This window comes from Flavobacterium sp. B167r, from assembly GCF_056824315.1.
Map to the genome: position 1 here is coordinate 2,488,930 of NZ_CP124859.1, position 17,895 is coordinate 2,506,824.

Consider the following 17,895-nt stretch of genomic DNA (forward strand, 5'->3'; position numbering starts at 1 on the left):
CCGTTTTCGGAGTGGATTTTTTTTTAACCGCAAAGGGCGCAAAGTTTTTTACCTGCAAGATTTAATATAAACGCAAAGTTCGCAAAGCTATGCGCATAAAAAAAATAGCCACAGATTAAACGAATTATCAGATTTCTAAAACCCTTCTAATCAGTGTAATCTGTGGCTAAATATCTTTGCGAACTTTGTGTAATTCTTCGCGTGCTTTGTGGTTAAAACTTTAAGATTTTTTCTTATTGCCGTTTTTGAAAACCACTTTTTCTATAATAGATGGTTTTCCATTTCCTTTCGGGAATGCTTTCTTTTTAGGTTTTCCAGCTGATGAACCTGATTTTGATGAACTTTGATCACCTCTATATTTTTCAGAATCTTTTGGAGTCGCTTTAAATTCAGCTCTTTCTTTAGTGTTTTCTTTCTTTGGAATTTCGGCTTTATGTTTAGCCAAAACATCATTTGGGTTTTTAGGATTTTCTTTAGTTCCTCTCAAATGAATAACCAATCCGTTTAAGAAATTACGTAGAATCTGATCACCGCATTCCATGTAATTTGGATGATCTTCGGCTCTAAAAAAAGCACCCAATTCTGACTTTGTAATTTTAAAGTCTACTAATTCTAAAATCTCAACTATTTGGTCATCACGGAGCATCAAAGCCACGCGAAGTTTTTTAAGTATATCGTTATTTGTCATAATTTTTTGTTTCAGGTTTTTTTGTTTCAAGTTTCAAGTTTTTCCAATTTTGTCGGAAAATAAAACCATACATATTTTCTACAAAGGTACGGTTTAAAAACAATTACGAAGATTTATTTTTAACCACAAATTACACAAATTTGCACAAATTCAATAAGTTTAAAGAAAAAGTAATTTGCGAAAATTTGTGTAATTTGTGGTTAATAAATTTAATTGTTTAAAACGTTTATCAGTTTGTCTAAATCTTCTTTCAAATGATTTGCGGTTATCACAATACGATTCAAAGGTTCAGCTTCTTTGGTATATTTAAAACTGGCAATAATAATATTTTCTTCTTTTAATTTATGGACTAACTTATTCGATAACAAATAAATTAACGGATAGTTTTTATCAAACTTAATATTGTCATTCTTAATTAAAATCGAATCAATATAGCTTAAATTGTCAAGCAATTTTTGATGTTGAACTTTATAGATTTCCGAAGCATCTGAAATTGTTTGTACAAAAGCTGGATTCATTCCTGCAGCACTTGTAAAAGTCTCGATTTCTTTTATTTCTTGAATAAATTCAGAATCTGATGCAATTACGCCCCCTGTTAATCCGAAAGCTTTTCCTAGAGACGAAACCAAGATTTTTCTTTTTACTGGAAAATCAATTGATAAATAAATTCCAGAACCATTTTCGCCAATAATTCCTAACGAATGGGATTCATCCACAACCAATGTAATTTTTTTATGATTTGAAATTTCGTTTAAAAAAGACAAATCAGCAGGTTTGGTTTGAAACGAAGAAACTCCATCAGTCAAAATCGTTATTTTTTCAGGTTTTGAATCTAATAAACGATCGTTCAATTTTTCATTTATAAAAACAGGAAAACTATTTTCAATTTGGATTGCTGAATGGATTTCATTCAAATGATAAAAACAATCGGTTTGTTTTTTTAATTTTTCTAAAACTAATTTTCCAGCCAACATTCCAGAAGAAATCGTAACAGTCTCTTCAGAACCAATATGTTGAGCTAAGAACTTTTCTCCCGCAGTGTAAGCGCTTAATTTGATGTTTGCAGTTCTGGAACTTCCGTAAGTGGTTCCCCATTGTAAAATGTTCTGCACCACTAAATTTTGAAATTTTTGGTTTGTTGGAAGTCCTAAATAGGCAGTTCCTCCAAAATACAAATATTGTTTTTGGTCAATTTCAATGATTCGATCTGGAAATTTTTCGACTATCATTTTAAAGCAGAGTAACTCCCGTTCCGTTAAGATTGGAGTAATTGATAATACCGTTTTCAATGGTTACGCCTGTCGCAATGTCTTCTGCCAAAAGCAATGCGCCGTCCATGTCAACATAATCCAATTGCGGAAGTAAATGCGCAATCGCAGAAATTCCAACCGTTGATTCGGTCATACATCCAACCATTGTTCTTAAACCTAATTTTTTAGCTTCTTCAATCATGCGTTTTCCAGGGGTTAAACCGCCGCATTTTACGAGTTTCACATTCACGCCATGAAAATTATTGAAACATTTTGCTACATCTTCTTCGATAATACAGCTTTCGTCAGCAATTACAGGAAGGACAGAATGTTTGGAAACTTCTTTATGACCTTCCCAATTGTCAGCTTTCATAGGCTGTTCTAGAAATTCAACGCCTAGTTTTTTTAATTCGACTGCATTATTTATGGTTTCGTCAACTGTCCATCCACAATTGGCATCAATTCTAAAAATAGCGTTGGTATGTTTTCTGAGTTCTTTTACAATGGCAATATCTTCCTTTGTTCCCAATTTAATTTTATAAATAGGCCAAGGCAGTTCTTGCATTTTAAAAACCATTTTTTCAATAGTATCAATTCCGATTGTATAATCAGTTAACGGATTATGATCGGTTTTGTAATTCCATAATTCGTATAATTTTTTGCCTTTTTTACGAGCATACAAATCATTATAAGCCAAATCTAAAGCGCATAAAGCAAACATATCGTCTTTTAAATACGGATGCATTTTTGACCAAAATTCCTCCGGAGTTTCATTTTCCGTATTTTCAATAATCGATCTAATTTTCTCCAAATCAGCAATCATCATCGGAACCGTAATATGGTAATACGGATTTGAAGTAGCTTCTCCGAAACCAGAAAAACCATCGCTTTGCAATTCTACGATTAATGAAGGCTGAAAATCAATAGATTCTCTAGAAATCGTAAAAGTGTGTTTTAGTTTTAGATTGTATTCTCTTAAAATAAGTTTCATTTTTATAGGAGTATTTTTTTATTTTTTGGTTAATAGCCCAGCCAAAGTAGCGTTTCAACAAAGTGATCACGCCAAAGTTTTTCATTATGTTCTCCGCCTTTTACAATTTTCGTTTTATCAAGGTGAAGACAATAACAACGTTTGGAATCTAATAAACGTTTCATTTTAGTTAAATCGTTTACCATGTCCTCACTTTCGTTATCGCCGCACAGAAAATAGATTTTAGTCTTGATTTTGGATTGCTTTTCGGTGAAAGCATAAATGTCATTAGAAAACCAAAAAGAAGGCGAAAAAGCACCTGTTTTGCCAAAAACATCAGGGTATTTTAAAGCACCGTAATACGAAACCAATCCGCCAAGCGAACTTCCAAACAGAATCGTATTTTTAGCTTTTGTTTTGGTTCTGTAATTTTTGTCGATATGCGGTTTTAGTGTTTTTACAATAAAATCTAAGTAATTGTCAGCATTTCCTCCGCCGTATTTTTCGTTTTTGAAAGGCGTATGTTCGTCAATTCGTTTTTCATTTCCATGCTCTATTCCCACGACAATTACGGGAGCTTTTAAACTGTCTAATTTTTCATCGACATTCCATTCTCCAGAAAAAGAAGTTTTTGCATCAAACAGATTCTGAGCATCGTGCATATAAATAACGCTGTATTTTTTCTTGATGTCTTTGGAATAATTTTCAGGAAGATAAATCCAGATTTTTTTTGTGGTATGAAGTTGAGGAGCTTCAATTGTAAAAGTAGAAACGTTTTTTGAAGCCGTACTTTGTGCTTTTCCAATTAGAGTAAATAGAAGTAAAACTGCCAAAAAGATCCTCTTCATTATCCGTATTTTGTATTTTTATTTAAAAGCAATATTTTAGCTAAAAATAAGAAATTGATGAATACAGAAGCAGAAAAAAGAAGTTTACTTTTAGAAATGATTATGTTCGCCACAGTTGACGGACATTTGCACAAACGTGAGCTTGATTTTTTAAGACTCGTCGCTTTGGAATTGAGTATTAGTGAAGAAGAATTTAAGGATTTATTTCATCAAGAAAACAAAACAATTCCAATAAAATCAGAATTGCAGCGTATTAATCAGTTTTACAGATTGGCTTTATTGATGCATATTGACGGCGTTTTGCACGAAAGAGAACATAATTCCATTCAGCAGATTGCCTTAAAAATGGGATTAAATCTTTCGGCTGTAAAACGTGTTTTGGCAATGATGAAAAAAGCACCAAATACAATGATTAATCCAATTGTATTATTGGAAATTTTTCAGGAACAGCATAATTAAGCAAGCTGTTCCTGTAGTTTTTTAATTTCGTCACGAAGTTTAGCCGCTTGAAGGAAATCTAATTCTTTAGCTGCTTTTTCCATTGTTTTGCGCTTTTCGCGAATCATTTTCTCTAATTCTGATTTAGATAAATAAGCCGTATTTGGTTCAGCAGCCACAGGAATAGGATGCCCTAATTCATATTCAACCAATGGATTTTTAGTGAATGCGCTTTCGATTTTCTTGTTTAAAGGCTGCGGAACAATATTGTTTTCTACATTGTAGTTGATTTGTTTGGTTCTTCTATAATTGGTTTCATCAATTGTTCTCTGCATACTTTCTGTAATTTTGTCCGCATACATAATCGCTTTTCCATTGACGTTTCTAGCCGCACGACCAATGGTTTGTGTTAAAGATTTTCTGTTACGCAGAAATCCTTCTTTGTCAGCATCCAGAATGGCAACAAGAGAAACCTCGGGTAAATCTAAACCTTCACGAAGCAAGTTTACTCCAATTAAAACATCAAAAATACCTTTACGCAAATCTTGCATGATCTCGATACGTTCTAAAGTGTCGACTTCAGAATGTATGTAACGGCATCTAATATTTACTTTTGTTAAGTATTTGGCCAATTCTTCTGCCATTCTTTTGGTTAAAGTTGTAACTAAAACTCTCTCATCCAATTCGCAGCGTACTTGAATTTCTTCAATTAAATCATCAATCTGATTCAAACTTGGACGTACTTCAATAACAGGATCTAATAATCCAGTCGGACGAATAATCTGTTCGACATAAATACCATCCGATTTTTGAAGTTCATAATCTGCTGGCGTTGCAGAAACATAAATTACCTGATTTTGTAAAGCTTCAAACTCTTCAAATTTCAAAGGACGGTTATCCATCGCAGCAGGCAAACGGAAACCATATTCAACCAAATTTTCTTTTCGGCTTCGGTCACCTCCGTACATGGCGTGAACTTGCGAAACCGTTACGTGACTTTCGTCAACAACCATTAAAAAATCACTTGGAAAATAATCTAATAAACAGAAAGGTCTTGTTCCTGCTTCACGACCGTCCAAATACCTTGAGTAATTTTCAATTCCAGAACAATATCCTAATTCGCGGATCATTTCTAAATCGAAATTGGTTCTTTCTTCCAAACGTTTGGCTTCCAGATGTTTTCCGATTTCTTTAAAATAGTCAACTTGTTTGACCAAATCCTGTTGAATTTGCCAAATTGCACCTTGTAAAACTTCTGGAGAAGTTACAAACATGTTGGCAGGGTAAATGGTTAAACGTTTGAATTTCTCTATTACGTGAGATGTCTTCACATCAAACGATTCTATTTCTTCGATTTCATCTCCAAAAAAGTGAATTCTGTAAGCATCGTCTGCATAACTTGGATAAACTTCAACTGTATCTCCTTTAATTCTGAAAGTTCCCGGATTAAAATCGGCTTCTGTTCTGGCATATAAACTCTGAACTAAACTATGTAATAATTTAGTTCTCGAAATAACCTGATCTCTTTGGATTTCGATTACGTTTTTCTGAAATTCGACAGGATTTCCAATACCATATAAACACGAAACAGATGCCACAACCAAAACGTCACGTCTTCCTGAAAGTAGGGAAGAAGTAGTGCTTAAACGCATTTTCTCGAGTTCTTCATTGATAGATAAATCTTTCTCAATAAAAACTCCAGTAACAGGCATAAAAGCTTCTGGCTGATAATAGTCGTAGTACGAAACGAAATATTCAACGGCATTGTTTGGAAAGAATTGCTTGAACTCTGAATACAATTGCGCGGCTAAGGTTTTATTGTGTGCCAAAACAATAGTAGGCCTTTGGACTTCTTCAATTACATTGGCAACAGTAAAGGTTTTACCAGAGCCCGTAACTCCTAATAATGTTTGGTATTTCTCTCCGTCAACCACACCCTGAGCCAATTTTTGTATGGCTTGCGGCTGATCTCCTTTAGGACTATATTCTGAAGAAACTTGAAATTTCATTTTTGTATACTGAAAATTTGGTTTTGTAAAGATACGAAGTTTGAATGCTAATCTAAAAAATTAATAACCGCGTCATTTACAACTTTTGGCTGATCAATGGTTAGAAAATGTCCAGCATCTTTTATCATTTTAGTTTTACTGTTAGCTAAATGTTTCTTTGCTGTTTCTAGACTTTCTTCCGAATTAATAACGTCTTTATCTCCAATTAAAACTAAAACAGGATTTTGAATAGATTCTAATTCTTTGTTCGAAAACGGCATCATTTTTAGCATGCTTGAATTTGATTTTGCATATTTATTGGCCAAATAAAATTGCCTTTTGTAAATACGGCTTATGTTTTCTGGGTGAGTTGAAAAAGTGGTTAATGTTTTGGTGAATTTCTTTTCGCTTGGAAAAAGTTTCAGCATCAAAGCAGAAGTTGTTTTCCCGACTTTATCGATAAATTTAAACGTTTGTGCCGGACTTAATAAAACTATTTTATCAATCGAATTTGGTTTTTGTATGGCTAGTAATGTCGCAATCCATCCACCTCGCGAAGCGCCGATTACATCAAATTTCTTTAATTTATAATGATCAAAAATTTCGTTGTAATAAATAACAATATCATCTGATGAAAGCGGTTTTGCAGCTAAATTTGATTTATTCGGTTCCATTATAAAATCGATGGCGTAAATACGGTGATTTTGGCTTAATGCTTTTATATTAGGATACCACATGGTTGAACTGGCGTCCATTCCGTGGAGTAAAACCAAACTTTTTCCTTTTTTTGGACCTGCGATTACAATATGTGCCGTTCCAAAACTAGTCTTGACGTCTTCTTCGGTATAGGGAATATTCCAAAGTTTTAAGGCTTTATCGTAAGCAGTTTGGTATTTTGTCTCTTCGCTTCGAGTTTTAAAAACATAGTCTTCAAATTTTGCTTTTTTTGAAGCGCAACCCGAAGCTAAAAATAGTACAATTAAAAGTTTGGAATAATGTTTTAACATGGTCATAAAATTCAATTTTCAGCTTAAAGTTACGATTAGAGTAGGTGAAAAACGTATCAGAATTTTATTTTAAAATATCATAATTTTAAGATTTGTCATTTTTTGAGGTCAGATAATAAATCTGTACAAACGCCAAAATCGCATTCGGAATGATTACAGGCCAAAGCCATTGATTGAAATCGTGATAATCATTTAGAAAAATGCCATAAATGACAAAGCAGATGCAGCCAAACATATTAATAAATCGAATTGTTCTGAGGTTTTTCAGTAAGAAACCGCCAACAATAAAAACAGATGCGAGATAACCAATGTATTCTGCCATAATCTTGATTTTAAAATGTTTACAATAAATGTACTTAAAGTAAATTGTAAAATCAAAGTTTTGGTTTGGAAATCAGTTGTTTAAAGTTATTTGGTTATAGTTTTTTAGGATTTCGACTCGTATGTCGAATTCTTAGAATATGAATTTCAGAAGTTACTTTGTATGAAATACGATAACTGTAAATCTCAAAAGCACGATAATTTTTATTATTTGGAATTTTCATCTCGTCCAATTCATAAATTTCCCAATTCGTTTGTAAAATTGAAACAGAATTATAAATGGCATCAATTACTTTATTTGAAAGGGTTTTACTTTTAGATTCTTTAAAAATATGGAGATAGATTTTTTCAAGTTGATTTTGAGCAGTTTTTGACCAGATTATTTCTTTTTCCATTGCTCAATTTTGTCTCTCATTTCACTATGAGAATAGGAATAACCATCTCTAATATCTTCTTCTGCTACTTTTAAATCATTATTGTATTCTTCAGAATAGTCTTTAGGAGAAGCTTTCCTGCTGTCTAAAATCGTTTTTAATGCTGATAAAAAAGTATCATCATCAATTTTTTCAATTTCAGAAATCAAAATATTTTTAAGTTGAAGAGTGTTCATAATGCTATAATTTAATCGAAGTTACGAAACAAAATTTAATATTGAGACTTAAGAAATCTTAAAATTTCCAAGAATTTTGCTGAACATTATTTAAAAAACTCCAAGCCACAATACGGCTGTTTTTCTGTCCTTGTGCCATATCGATTGTTTTGACAGAAATAGCATTTACTTTCTTCAAAGTTTTATAAATCGATGGAAGATTTTCTTTTTTAGAAACTAAAGTCGTGAACCACAAAACCTGCGAAGCATATTTAGCGCTTTCGTAAATCATTTGGGTTATGAATCCGATTTCGCCGCCGTTGCACCATAATTCGGCATTTTGTCCTCCGAAGTTTAAAACGGGATTTGCATTTCTTTTTTCTTTCGGATTAAGATTGGAAACCTTTCTCGAAGCACTTTTATTGGCTTCTTCCGCAGAGGCATGAAAAGGCGGATTGCACATCGTAAAAGTAAAACGTTCTTCTGGCGTAATTATGTTTTTGAAAATAAAGCGAGATTCGGTTTGCTGCTGTAAACTAATAGCTTCGATTAATTTAGGATTGGCTTCAATAATTTTGCTGCAGTTTTCAATTGCTTTTTTGTCAATATCGGTTGCGACGAAACTCCAATTGTAAATAGCATTTGCTAAAATAGGATAAATGCAATTGGCTCCTGTTCCGATATCTAAACCTAAAACGTCTGAATTGTTTGGAATTTTGCTTTCCGCTAATAAATCGGCGATATAATGAATGTAATCGGCACGGCCAGGAATTGGCGGACAAAGGTAATTTTTTGGAATATCCCAATTTTGAATTCCGTAATACATTTGAAGTAAAGCGCTATTTAAAGTTTTTACAGCGTTTGGATTACTGAAATCAATTGTTTCGATTCCGTGTTTGTTTACTGAAACAAAAGCTTTTAATTCAGGACAATTTGAAATTAGTTTTTCGAAATCGTATCGCTCTCGATGAAGATTTCTTGGGTGTAAAATATTTTTTTCAGAATTGTCGTTTGCTTTCATTTTCTTTTATTTCGTATGCAAAGATAGGTAAGAAAGTCTTGTTTTGAAAATGAGTTCCCTAGCCCTGATGGAAGCGGCATCCTTTTGTGGTGGGGTTCACCACAAAAGATACAGCGGACAGTAGGAAATAGCTTCTAATCAAAACACTCCATTAAAAGAAGATCTCCTTCACGATGTGTAATGGTTACAATGCCGTCTTTTTCGACAGAATTACTGCTTCCGGTTCTGTAGCCCATTGTGAGGATGTCGTCGTTTAATTCGTATTTTAAATTTGTTGAATTAATTCCGTTTACAACTCCAATTGGAATAAGAGAAATTGGAGTATTTGCGGTGTACCATTTCTCAAATTTTGTAGGCAGAAGAAATATTTTAGAATGATCGTCTAGAATTACAATTTTTAATAAATTTCTATAATGAACAATTTGTGTGAGGTTTGTAATCGTATGATCGGCACGTTTTCCTGTTGCCCAAACGACATTTACGGCAGGAATTTTTCTTTCGATAAGATAATCAAAAGCTTTTTCCAAATCGGTTTTGTCTTGATCTGGAGTATGAACGATTTCGATTGGGAATTGCGTTGTTTTATAAATTTCAGGATCAAAACCATGGTCAAAATCGCCTAGTAAAACATCGACTTTTATGCCTAATTCAATCACTCTTTCCATAGCCGAATCTAAAACAATAACCAAAGGAGACCACTCTAGCAATTGACCTAATAATTCTGGATCGCAAGAAGCGCCATTTGCAATTATTAAAGCGGGTTCTTGATCGTCGCGAACTATATGATGTGATGACATAGGCATTTTTTTAAATGTAGTGCAAATGTACGGTTTACCATTGTAGATTTTAGATTTCTGATTTTAGATTTTTTTGGAATCTTTAAAATAAAAATCCAAAATGTCTTATTTAATTGGCTTTAAAGGCAACTGCATCAACTTCGATCTGCATTCCGTCGAGTGCTAATTTTGGAACAGGAATTAATGTGCTGGCAGGAAAAGGTTTGTTTTTCCATACTTTACTGATTTCTTCTTCCCAGATTTTTAGTTTTTCTGAGGAATGGTCAACAATTAGAATTGTGATTTTCATTACATTTTCTGGTTTTAGTTCGTAGCTTTTTAGAATAACGGTTAGATTTTCAAGCGCAGTTTTGACTTGTGTTCTAAAATCGGGACTTAAAATATGCTGTTTTCCTAAACCACCGCTTTGACCTGAAATATAAATAAATTCGCCAGGTGTTTTTACCGAAGAAGCATGGCTGAAACCATAAGGCGCAGGGTTGAATAAAGATTCGGGATTTTTAAAAGATTGCGCTTTTGCTTGAAACGCAAAAATAAGTAGTAAAAAGGAAAATAAATGTTTCATGTTTTTAAAATTAGAATTGATGGGACAAAGGTTTATCAATTCTAATTTTAAAACATTTACATATGTTGAGAAGTTATCTTTTAATAATCTAAAACCTTCTGTGGTAATTAATTTGCCCTAAATGATACGCTAAATGCGTTGAAAGATGAATTAAAAAGAATCCCGTTGTCATTTCTTTTTCAAAAACAATTTGAGGATAAATCTGTTCTAAATCTGTTTCGGTTAAAGAATCTAAACTATTGTTTACGACTTCGATTGTGTTTTCAATTTTAGAAATCAGTTCTGATTTTGAAATGTCTTTTAATGAAAATTCTAAAGGACGATTTCGCACATAACCCGTTTTGCCTATTTCTGCGCCAATATACGTGTTCAGATTTCCAATTAAATGAAGGCATAAGTTTCCTGCTGAATTTGAAATGTTTTTGTCAATTGCCCAAAGTTGTTTTTCAAATTCGTAAGATTCGATTTCGAATTTTAGTTTGTCTAAATCCCTATTGAAAAGTGTTTTTAAAGTTTGTAGAATCATAATTAATTTCTGCTTTTTATCGGAATCCAGATTTCTTCTTCAGAATCAGGATCGTCTTTTTTATATTTTTCATTCATAACAGCAAAATGCGGTCTGTTGTCTACTGTATATTCTGAATTTGGAAGCCATTCTGCAAAAATATAGTGATACGTTTTGTGTGCTTCTATGGCTGGACCTAAATGAAGAAAAACAGCATATAGACCATCAGGAACAATTAAGGTTTCCATTCCTTCTGGAATAGTTACATAATCGGAAACCTCAACGGTAGCCCATTTTTTGAAGCTTTCATTAGGATCAAAATTATCAAAATGGTTTTCTTTATAAACTTCTAAAGAATACAAATTGGCGTCAATTGCATTTTTTATTTCTTTTCGATTTGGCATAAAACCACTCCATAATTGAAAAGTTTTGTTCTCGATAAATGACATTTCTATAGAATGTCCAACGAGTTTTTTTTCGGTTAAGGTTTTGATTGTCGGTTGCATAATTACTCAATTTTGTACTTTTTTGTACTGGTTTCGCTTAAAGAGAAATAACCCAGCGGATAATCATTCTTGTCTGTTGTATTGATGATATTCCCTTTTACGGTTGCAGGCGGAGATTGAAAAGGGCCTCCAAGATTGCTTCCGGCGATACTGACTAAGATATTCATATAATTGTAATATTGCTTAGAAATTCCGAAATGTGTCACCTCAACTTCGTCTCCAGCTTTTAAATCTTCATCAATAGCACTGCTGAAAATTTCATTCCCCTGATAGAATTTATCTTCAGAAACATAATAATTTGAAGTTATTTTATTCGAATAAACATATTTAAACAAATAGAAATTGTCTTCATCTGCGGGATCTATAAAGTAAGCTTTTATTTCGATATCTTCTCCCGTAAAACCGCCGTCGTTTTTTTGTTCGATTCGTGTAATCGGAGCAACTGATTTTAAAACTTCTGAAGCGGTATAAGTATTTCCTTTGCTAACAACAGTCAAAGTATATTCTTCATTAAGTTCAGGCTTGAAATCATTACAAAGATAACGGCCCGATTTATTAAATTCAGTAAAATTAAATTTTTGGCTTTTGCTGTTTGTTACATAAACCACAGCATTTGACACTACAGGAACTTGAGTCTCAAAATAACCTGTTGTGGTAGAAAGTTTGATAACCTGCTGTTTTCCTGTACTGCCTTTTTCCCAATTTAGAGAAGCTTCAATTACCAATTTTGGTGGGGCAGTATCTAAATCTACATCAACCACTTCTTCACAGCTTGTAAAAAATAGCGAGGCAAAAAATGCGATTAAAAAAACTAATTTTCTCATAATTATATCTTTAGTTTTTGAACTGATTTTTTAGAATTTGAAATTATAGCTTACCGCAGGAACGATTCCGAAAATGGATAATCGCACCGCTTCGTTTGCACCTGTATCGACATTTTGCCTGAAATTGATTGAAGCCGCATTCATACGATTGTAAAGATTGTAAATGCTGAAAACCCATTCGCCTTTCCAATTTCTGTCTTTATTTTTGCGTGGCGTTAAAGTCGCTGAAACATCCAAATGATTGTAAGAAGGAAGTCGGTTTTCATTTCGCAAACCATAACTTGGAACTACAATTCCTAAATATTCGTACTGCCCATTCGGATACGTTACCGGCTGTCCCGACTGCAATACAAAGTTAGCGCCAAATGACCATTTTTCGTTTAGATTATAAGCAGAAGTAATCGCTAAATTATGGGTTTTATCGTAAGCCGATGCGTACCATTTTCCATTGTTAATTCCGATTTCTTCAGGCGTTCTTCCGGGAGTTTGCTGTTCAGATCTTGAAAGCGTGTACGAAATCCAGCCATTAAATCGGCCTTTGTTTTTCTTTACCATAAGCTCTAAGCCATACGAACGCATGCGACCATTTAAAATAACCTGTTCTATGGCATTGTTAGCAATTAAATCGGCGCCGTCTATGTAGTCTAATCTGTTTTGAATCTTTTTATAATAAGTTTCTACTTCTAAAGAATAAGCGTCATTATAAAAATTTCTAAAATAACCAACGGCAACCTGATCTGCAAGTTGAGGTTTAATATAATTGTCACTTGGCATCCAAACATCAAGTGGAGTAGGAGATGAGGTGTTAGAAATTAATTGAAGATATTGTGCCATTCTATTGTAACTCGCTTTCAAAGATTGATCTTCATTTAATTGATAAGAAATGGAAAAACGCGGTTCAAGATTATTATAGTTCTGAATGACTTTGTTTTTGCTAAAATATTGTGTTGAAGTTGGTGTGCCTTTTTCGTAAATCTGCATGTCGGTATTAAAAACTACGGCTTCATTATTAGCGTAATAATTAACAGTAGAAGAACCCAGTCGGTAAAATAAACTGTAGCGTAATCCGTAGGCAATAGTGATTTTTTTAGAAAGCTGACTTTCGGCATCTAAATAAACAGAAGGTTCAAAAGCATATTTTTTATCCAATTGATCCGGATTGATGCCAGAATCGTCGCCAGTTGGTTTTATAGTCCCAGGATTAAAATCATAATAGATTCCGTTTACGCCATAATTCAGTTTTAGTTTATCTGAAATGTAATGTTTGAAATCGTATTTTAAGTTATAATTTTTGATTCCTGAATCCCAATTGAATCCCACAAAATCAAGATCTAAACCGTAATAATAATCGCTGTAGATTAAAGAAAGATTGGAGAATAATTTATTAGAATACAAATGATTCCATCTCAAGTTTAAAGTTGAATTTCCGTAAGTGTTTGTGAAACTTTTGTTTAATCTAAAAACGTCTCGTCCAAAATAGCCAGACAAATATAAACTGTTGTTGTCATTGAGTTTGTAATTTAATTTGGTATTTAAATCGTAAAAGTAAGCGGCATTGTCTTTATTGTCTTCAGAAAGCTTCAGAAAAAGATGTGCGTAAGAAGCTCTTCCGCCAATTAAAAACGAACCTTTGTCTTTTACAATCGGACCTTCAGCCAAAAGACGGCTTGAAATTAATCCGATTCCGCCACTCATATGAAAATCTTTACTGCTTCCGTCTTTTTGGTAAATTTCTAAAACAGAAGAAGCTCTTCCGCCATAACGTGCAGGAATTCCGCCTTTGTATAATTTTAAATCTTTAATCGCATCAGGATTAAAAACAGAAAAGAATCCGAAAACGTGAGACGAATTGAAAATTGTGGCCTCATCTAAAAGAATCAAGTTTTGATCGGCACCGCCTCCGCGAACATTAAATCCAGAAGCGCCTTCACCTGCATTGGTAACGCCTGGAAGTAATAAAATAGATTTTAAAACATCAACTTCTCCTAAAACAACTGGCATTTTTTTTATCGTTGAAATAGAGAGTTTGTTCACGCTCATTTCGGGAGTTTTAATGTTTGATTTGCCTTTGTTTTCTGTAATGATAACTTCTTGCAATTCTTCGCCACCTTCTTTAATAGAGAAATTGCTTTTTGTATTCTGATTTAAAACAATATTTTTCTGAATGGTTTGATAGCCAATGTAACTGATTTCGATTTCGTATTCTCCTTTTGGCGCAGAAAGAGAATAAAAGCCGTATTCGTTGGTTGTAGTCCCTATTTTTAAGGCTGGAATAAAGATGTTAACTCCAATTAAAGTTTCATTGTTTTTGCTGTCGCTAATGATTCCGCTTAAAGTAAATTTTTCTTGTGAGAATGAAGTATATACAGTTAAGATTAATACAGCTATTAGATTAATTTTTTTTGAAATCATTATTGTGGTATTTTGATTTGCTTGGCTAAAATCCTTACTAATCTATTAAAACAAGTTTATATAAACAAAAAAGACAGTCTTTTTGGGACTGTCTTCTTTTTATCTTGAGCAAAATAAATATTGCTTATTTGATTTTAGCAACAATAGCGTTGAAAGTTTCACTTGGACGCATTGCTTTGCTTACTAATTCAGAGGTTGGTTGGTAGTAACCACCAATGTTCTGAGCTTTTCCTTGAGCAGCAATTAATTCTGCATCGATTTTAGCCTCATTAGCTTCAAATTCAGCAGCAATTGGAGTAAAGATCGCTTTCAATTCAGCATCTTTAGTTTGAGCAGCCAAGGCTTCAGCCCAGTAGAATGCTAAATAGAAGTGAGAACCACGGTTGTCAATTTGACCTACTTTACGAGCTGGAGATTTATCATTAGCCAAGAATTTATCATTAGCTTGATCTAAAGTCTCAGATAAAACAATTGCTTTAGAGTTGTCTAAAGTTTGTCCTAAATGCTCTAAAGAAGCACCAAGAGCTAAAAACTCTCCTAATGAATCCCAACGTAAATATCCTTCTTCTGTAAATTGCTCAACGTGTTTAGGAGCAGATCCACCAGCACCAGTTTCGAACAATCCGCCACCGTTCATTAAAGGAACGATAGAAAGCATTTTAGCAGAAGTTCCTAATTCTAAAATTGGGAATAAATCTGTTAAGTAGTCACGTAAAACGTTTCCAGTTACAGAAATAGTATCTAAACCTTTAATGATTCTGTCTAAAGTAAATTCTGTAGCAGCAATTGGGTTTAAAATACGGATATCTAAGTTTGTAGTATCGTAGTCTTTAAGATATTTTTGAACTTTTACGATCAATTCTCTATCGTGCGCTCTGTTTTCGTCTAACCAGAAAACAGCAGGAGTACTAGATAAACGAGCTCTGTTTACAGCCAATTTAACCCAGTCCTGAATTGGAGCGTCTTTTGCTTGACACATTCTGAAAATGTCATTAGCTTCAACGTTTTGTTCCATTAAAACAGTTCCGTTTGCATCAACAACACGAACAACTCCGTCAGCTTTCATTTGGAAAGTTTTGTCGTGAGATCCGTATTCTTCAGCTTTTTGAGCCATTAATCCAACGTTAGGAACACTTCCCATTGTTTTAGGATCAAAAGCACCGTGTTTTTTACAGAAATCGATAGTTGCAGTATAAACTCCAGCGTAAGAACGATCAGGAATAACAGCGAATGTATCTTGTGCTTTTCCTTCTTTGTTCCACATTTGTCCAGAAGTACGGATCATTGCTGGCATAGAAGCATCAACAATTACGTCAGATGGAACGTGTAAGTTTGTAATTCCTTTATCAGAATTAACCATTGCTAAAGCTGGACCGTTTTCGATTGCTTGTGCGATAGCAGCTTCAACTTCAGCTTGCTCAGGTTTTCCAGCGATTTTTGCGTAGATATCACCTAAACCGTTTCTTGTATCAACGTTTAATTCAGCGAATAAAGTAGCGTATTTTTTGAAAACATCTGCAAAATATACTTCAACAATAGCGCCAAAGATAATTGGATCAGAAACTTTCATCATTGTAGCTTTCAAGTGTACAGAAAGTAAAACTCCTGCAGCTTTAGCATCAGCAATTGCATCAGCAGCAAAGGCTTTTAATTTGCTTACGCTTAAAACAGAGCTGTCAATAATTTCGCCAGCTTTTAATGGAGTACTTGCTTTAAGAACAGTTGAAATTCCGTCTTTAGCAACAAATTCGATTTTTACATCGTTTGCTTCGTTTACAGTTAATGATTTTTCACTTCCGTAAAAATCACCGCTTGTCATAGAAGCAACTTTAGTTTTTGAGTCAGCAGACCAAGCACCCATTGAGTGAGGGTTTGCTTTTGCAAAGTTTTTAACGGCTCTTGGAGCTCTACGGTCAGAGTTTCCTTCACGTAAAACTGGGTTTACAGCAGAACCTAATACTTTTGCATATTTTGCTTTAATTTCCTTTTCAGCATCGTTTTGTGGATCTTCTGGGAAATTTGGTACGTTGTATCCGTGTGATTGTAATTCAGCAATAGCCGCTTTTAATTGCGGTACAGATGCCGAAATGTTTGGTAATTTGATAATGTTAGCTTCTGGCTGAGTTGCTAATTGACCTAATTCTGCCAATGCATCTCCAGTTTTTTGAGCATCAGTCAAAGATTCTGGGAAGTTTGATAAAATTCTTCCTGCCAGCGAAATATCTCTGGTTTCGATTTCAATTCCAGCTGTCGCTGTAAAAGCTTGTACAATTGGTAAAAGAGAGTAAGTTGCCAATAACGGCGCCTCATCAGTTAAGGTGTAAAAAATTTTTGATTTATTCATTTTCTTTTTTTTTTATAATCGTATCGTCAGGAGTTAACGATGTCAAAGATATATTCGGCTCAAAATGAGCGGAGCAAATATAATAAAATCACAACGAAATCGGTTGAGTTTTGGAGAGAAAAGATGAAATTAACAGATTGTTATTTCGAGCTCATAATATTGCTAAATCGATGATTTTGATATTAAAAAATTACGGTTTTGTTAGTGATGAAAATAGAACATAAAAAAAAACTCGTTTCAAATAATATGAAACGAGTTTTTTATAACATTTAGATAAATGATTATCTTCTTTTGTCTTTAATCTTAGCTTTTTTACCAGTAAGTTGTCTGAAGTAGAAAATTCTAGCTCTACGAACAGCTCCTTTTTTGTTGATTTCAATTTTTTGTAAAGCTGGTAAGTTTACTGGGAAGATACGCTCAACTCCAATAGCTCCTGACATTTTACGGATAGTAAAAGTTTCTGTGTTACCAGAACCTCTTCTTTGAATAACAACTCCTTTAAAAAACTGAGTTCTTGTTTTTTCACCCTCTTTAATTTCGTAGAAAACAGTAATTGTGTCTCCAGCTCCGAAATCTGGGAAATCTTTTCTAGTAACGAATTCGTCTTGAACGAATTTTAATAAATCTGCCATGATAATTTAAATTATGGTTTTTATATTAGAGCAACATTCACGGATCTCGCCAGAGGTTGGTCAAATTCGGGTGCAAATGTAAAAAATAATTATGAATTATGAATTGTAAATTGTGAATTATTTTTTGAGTCATAAAGCCTAAAGTTGTAAAGTTATAAAGGTTTCAAAATGAAGACTCTAAATGATGGGC

Annotated in this window: 19 protein-coding genes; 1 reads left to right on the forward strand and 18 read right to left on the reverse strand. The window is 33.6% G+C overall.

Annotation, left to right across the window (positions count from 1 at the left end):
* Positions 1-220 precede the first annotated feature (220 nt).
* The 4 genes from QLQ96_RS10980 to QLQ96_RS10995 form a co-directional block, all read right to left on the reverse strand.
* Complete coding sequence (locus QLQ96_RS10980; RefSeq protein WP_482496697.1) at positions 221-688, reverse strand: DUF1456 family protein; 468 nt, start codon at positions 686-688, stop codon at positions 221-223.
* A 209-nt stretch (positions 689-897) separates the two neighbouring features.
* Entirely contained in the window at positions 898-1,917 is a 1,020-nt protein-coding gene (locus QLQ96_RS10985; protein ID WP_482496698.1) for an aminotransferase class I/II-fold pyridoxal phosphate-dependent enzyme, read from the reverse strand.
* A gap of 1 nt (position 1,918) precedes the next feature.
* Positions 1,919-2,929, reverse strand: coding sequence for a dipeptide epimerase (locus tag QLQ96_RS10990; RefSeq protein WP_482496699.1), 1,011 nt, complete (start codon positions 2,927-2,929; stop codon positions 1,919-1,921).
* Positions 2,930-2,958: 29 nt separating this feature from the next.
* Positions 2,959-3,756: an alpha/beta hydrolase gene (locus QLQ96_RS10995; RefSeq protein ID WP_482496700.1), complete on the reverse strand. Its 798-nt coding sequence runs from the start codon at positions 3,754-3,756 to the stop codon at positions 2,959-2,961.
* A 57-nt stretch (positions 3,757-3,813) separates the two neighbouring features.
* Between QLQ96_RS10995 and QLQ96_RS11000 the strand changes: the two genes are divergently transcribed.
* Complete coding sequence (locus tag QLQ96_RS11000; protein ID WP_482496701.1) at positions 3,814-4,215, forward strand: TerB family tellurite resistance protein; 402 nt, start codon at positions 3,814-3,816, stop codon at positions 4,213-4,215.
* Here the strand turns inward: QLQ96_RS11000 and uvrB are convergent.
* From uvrB to rplS, 14 genes are all read right to left on the reverse strand, one after another.
* Complete coding sequence (gene uvrB / locus QLQ96_RS11005) at positions 4,212-6,203, reverse strand: excinuclease ABC subunit UvrB (protein ID WP_482496702.1); 1,992 nt, start codon at positions 6,201-6,203, stop codon at positions 4,212-4,214. The genes QLQ96_RS11000 and uvrB overlap by 4 nt on opposite strands.
* A gap of 47 nt (positions 6,204-6,250) precedes the next feature.
* Entirely contained in the window at positions 6,251-7,195 is a 945-nt protein-coding gene (locus tag QLQ96_RS11010; RefSeq protein WP_482496703.1) for an alpha/beta fold hydrolase, read from the reverse strand.
* A gap of 79 nt (positions 7,196-7,274) precedes the next feature.
* Positions 7,275-7,511, reverse strand: coding sequence for a uroporphyrinogen decarboxylase (locus QLQ96_RS11015; RefSeq protein ID WP_379700124.1), 237 nt, complete (start codon positions 7,509-7,511; stop codon positions 7,275-7,277).
* A gap of 94 nt (positions 7,512-7,605) precedes the next feature.
* On the reverse strand, positions 7,606-7,905 hold the full coding sequence (locus QLQ96_RS11020) for a type II toxin-antitoxin system RelE/ParE family toxin (protein ID WP_482496704.1): 300 nt from the start codon (positions 7,903-7,905) through the stop codon (positions 7,606-7,608).
* A complete protein-coding gene (locus QLQ96_RS11025) occupies positions 7,890-8,120 on the reverse strand; it encodes a hypothetical protein (RefSeq protein ID WP_482496705.1) in 231 nt (76 codons plus the stop codon). Before QLQ96_RS11025 ends, QLQ96_RS11020 begins: the two co-directional genes overlap by 16 nt.
* 58 nt (positions 8,121-8,178) lie before the next feature.
* Positions 8,179-9,120, reverse strand: coding sequence for a 23S rRNA (adenine(1618)-N(6))-methyltransferase RlmF (gene rlmF, locus QLQ96_RS11030; RefSeq protein ID WP_482496706.1), 942 nt, complete (start codon positions 9,118-9,120; stop codon positions 8,179-8,181).
* A gap of 134 nt (positions 9,121-9,254) precedes the next feature.
* Positions 9,255-9,917, reverse strand: coding sequence for a thiamine diphosphokinase (locus tag QLQ96_RS11035; protein WP_482496707.1), 663 nt, complete (start codon positions 9,915-9,917; stop codon positions 9,255-9,257).
* A gap of 109 nt (positions 9,918-10,026) precedes the next feature.
* On the reverse strand, positions 10,027-10,482 hold the full coding sequence (locus QLQ96_RS11040; RefSeq protein ID WP_482496708.1) for a RidA family protein: 456 nt from the start codon (positions 10,480-10,482) through the stop codon (positions 10,027-10,029).
* 88 nt (positions 10,483-10,570) lie between these two features.
* Positions 10,571-11,008 (reverse strand): DinB family protein, encoded by a 438-nt coding sequence (locus tag QLQ96_RS11045; RefSeq protein ID WP_482496709.1) that lies wholly within the window; start codon positions 11,006-11,008, stop codon positions 10,571-10,573.
* Positions 11,009-11,010: 2 nt separating this feature from the next.
* Positions 11,011-11,493 (reverse strand): GyrI-like domain-containing protein, encoded by a 483-nt coding sequence (locus QLQ96_RS11050; RefSeq protein WP_482496710.1) that lies wholly within the window; start codon positions 11,491-11,493, stop codon positions 11,011-11,013.
* Positions 11,494-11,495: 2 nt separating this feature from the next.
* A complete protein-coding gene (locus QLQ96_RS11055; protein ID WP_482496711.1) occupies positions 11,496-12,317 on the reverse strand; it encodes a DUF4249 domain-containing protein in 822 nt (273 codons plus the stop codon).
* A 30-nt stretch (positions 12,318-12,347) separates the two neighbouring features.
* Positions 12,348-14,729, reverse strand: coding sequence for a TonB-dependent receptor (locus QLQ96_RS11060; protein WP_482496712.1), 2,382 nt, complete (start codon positions 14,727-14,729; stop codon positions 12,348-12,350).
* Between the two features lie 124 nt (positions 14,730-14,853).
* A complete protein-coding gene (locus QLQ96_RS11065; RefSeq protein WP_482496713.1) occupies positions 14,854-17,073 on the reverse strand; it encodes an NADP-dependent isocitrate dehydrogenase in 2,220 nt (739 codons plus the stop codon).
* 281 nt (positions 17,074-17,354) lie between these two features.
* On the reverse strand, positions 17,355-17,705 hold the full coding sequence (gene rplS, locus QLQ96_RS11070) for a 50S ribosomal protein L19 (protein WP_482496714.1): 351 nt from the start codon (positions 17,703-17,705) through the stop codon (positions 17,355-17,357).
* Between the last annotated feature and the right edge of the window lie 190 nt (positions 17,706-17,895).

Coding starts and splice junctions, on each gene's coding strand:
- QLQ96_RS11025 (WP_482496705.1), bottom strand. CDS start 8,120: ATGAACACTCTTCAACTTAAAAATATTTTGATTTCTGAAATTGAAAAA.
- QLQ96_RS11050 (WP_482496710.1), bottom strand. CDS start 11,493: ATGCAACCGACAATCAAAACCTTAACCGAAAAAAAACTCGTTGGACAT.
- QLQ96_RS11060 (WP_482496712.1), bottom strand. CDS start 14,729: ATGATTTCAAAAAAAATTAATCTAATAGCTGTATTAATCTTAACTGTA.
- QLQ96_RS11045 (WP_482496709.1), bottom strand. CDS start 11,008: ATGATTCTACAAACTTTAAAAACACTTTTCAATAGGGATTTAGACAAA.
- QLQ96_RS10980 (WP_482496697.1), bottom strand. CDS start 688: ATGACAAATAACGATATACTTAAAAAACTTCGCGTGGCTTTGATGCTC.
- QLQ96_RS11065 (WP_482496713.1), bottom strand. CDS start 17,073: ATGAATAAATCAAAAATTTTTTACACCTTAACTGATGAGGCGCCGTTA.
- QLQ96_RS11040 (WP_482496708.1), bottom strand. CDS start 10,482: ATGAAACATTTATTTTCCTTTTTACTACTTATTTTTGCGTTTCAAGCA.
- QLQ96_RS11055 (WP_482496711.1), bottom strand. CDS start 12,317: ATGAGAAAATTAGTTTTTTTAATCGCATTTTTTGCCTCGCTATTTTTT.
- uvrB (WP_482496702.1), bottom strand. CDS start 6,203: ATGAAATTTCAAGTTTCTTCAGAATATAGTCCTAAAGGAGATCAGCCG.
- QLQ96_RS11035 (WP_482496707.1), bottom strand. CDS start 9,917: ATGTCATCACATCATATAGTTCGCGACGATCAAGAACCCGCTTTAATA.
- QLQ96_RS11020 (WP_482496704.1), bottom strand. CDS start 7,905: ATGGAAAAAGAAATAATCTGGTCAAAAACTGCTCAAAATCAACTTGAA.
- rlmF (WP_482496706.1), bottom strand. CDS start 9,120: ATGAAAGCAAACGACAATTCTGAAAAAAATATTTTACACCCAAGAAAT.
- QLQ96_RS11000 (WP_482496701.1), top strand. CDS start 3,814: ATGAATACAGAAGCAGAAAAAAGAAGTTTACTTTTAGAAATGATTATG.
- rplS (WP_482496714.1), bottom strand. CDS start 17,705: ATGGCAGATTTATTAAAATTCGTTCAAGACGAATTCGTTACTAGAAAA.
- QLQ96_RS10995 (WP_482496700.1), bottom strand. CDS start 3,756: ATGAAGAGGATCTTTTTGGCAGTTTTACTTCTATTTACTCTAATTGGA.
- QLQ96_RS11010 (WP_482496703.1), bottom strand. CDS start 7,195: ATGACCATGTTAAAACATTATTCCAAACTTTTAATTGTACTATTTTTA.
- QLQ96_RS11015 (WP_379700124.1), bottom strand. CDS start 7,511: ATGGCAGAATACATTGGTTATCTCGCATCTGTTTTTATTGTTGGCGGT.
- QLQ96_RS10990 (WP_482496699.1), bottom strand. CDS start 2,929: ATGAAACTTATTTTAAGAGAATACAATCTAAAACTAAAACACACTTTT.
- QLQ96_RS10985 (WP_482496698.1), bottom strand. CDS start 1,917: ATGATAGTCGAAAAATTTCCAGATCGAATCATTGAAATTGACCAAAAA.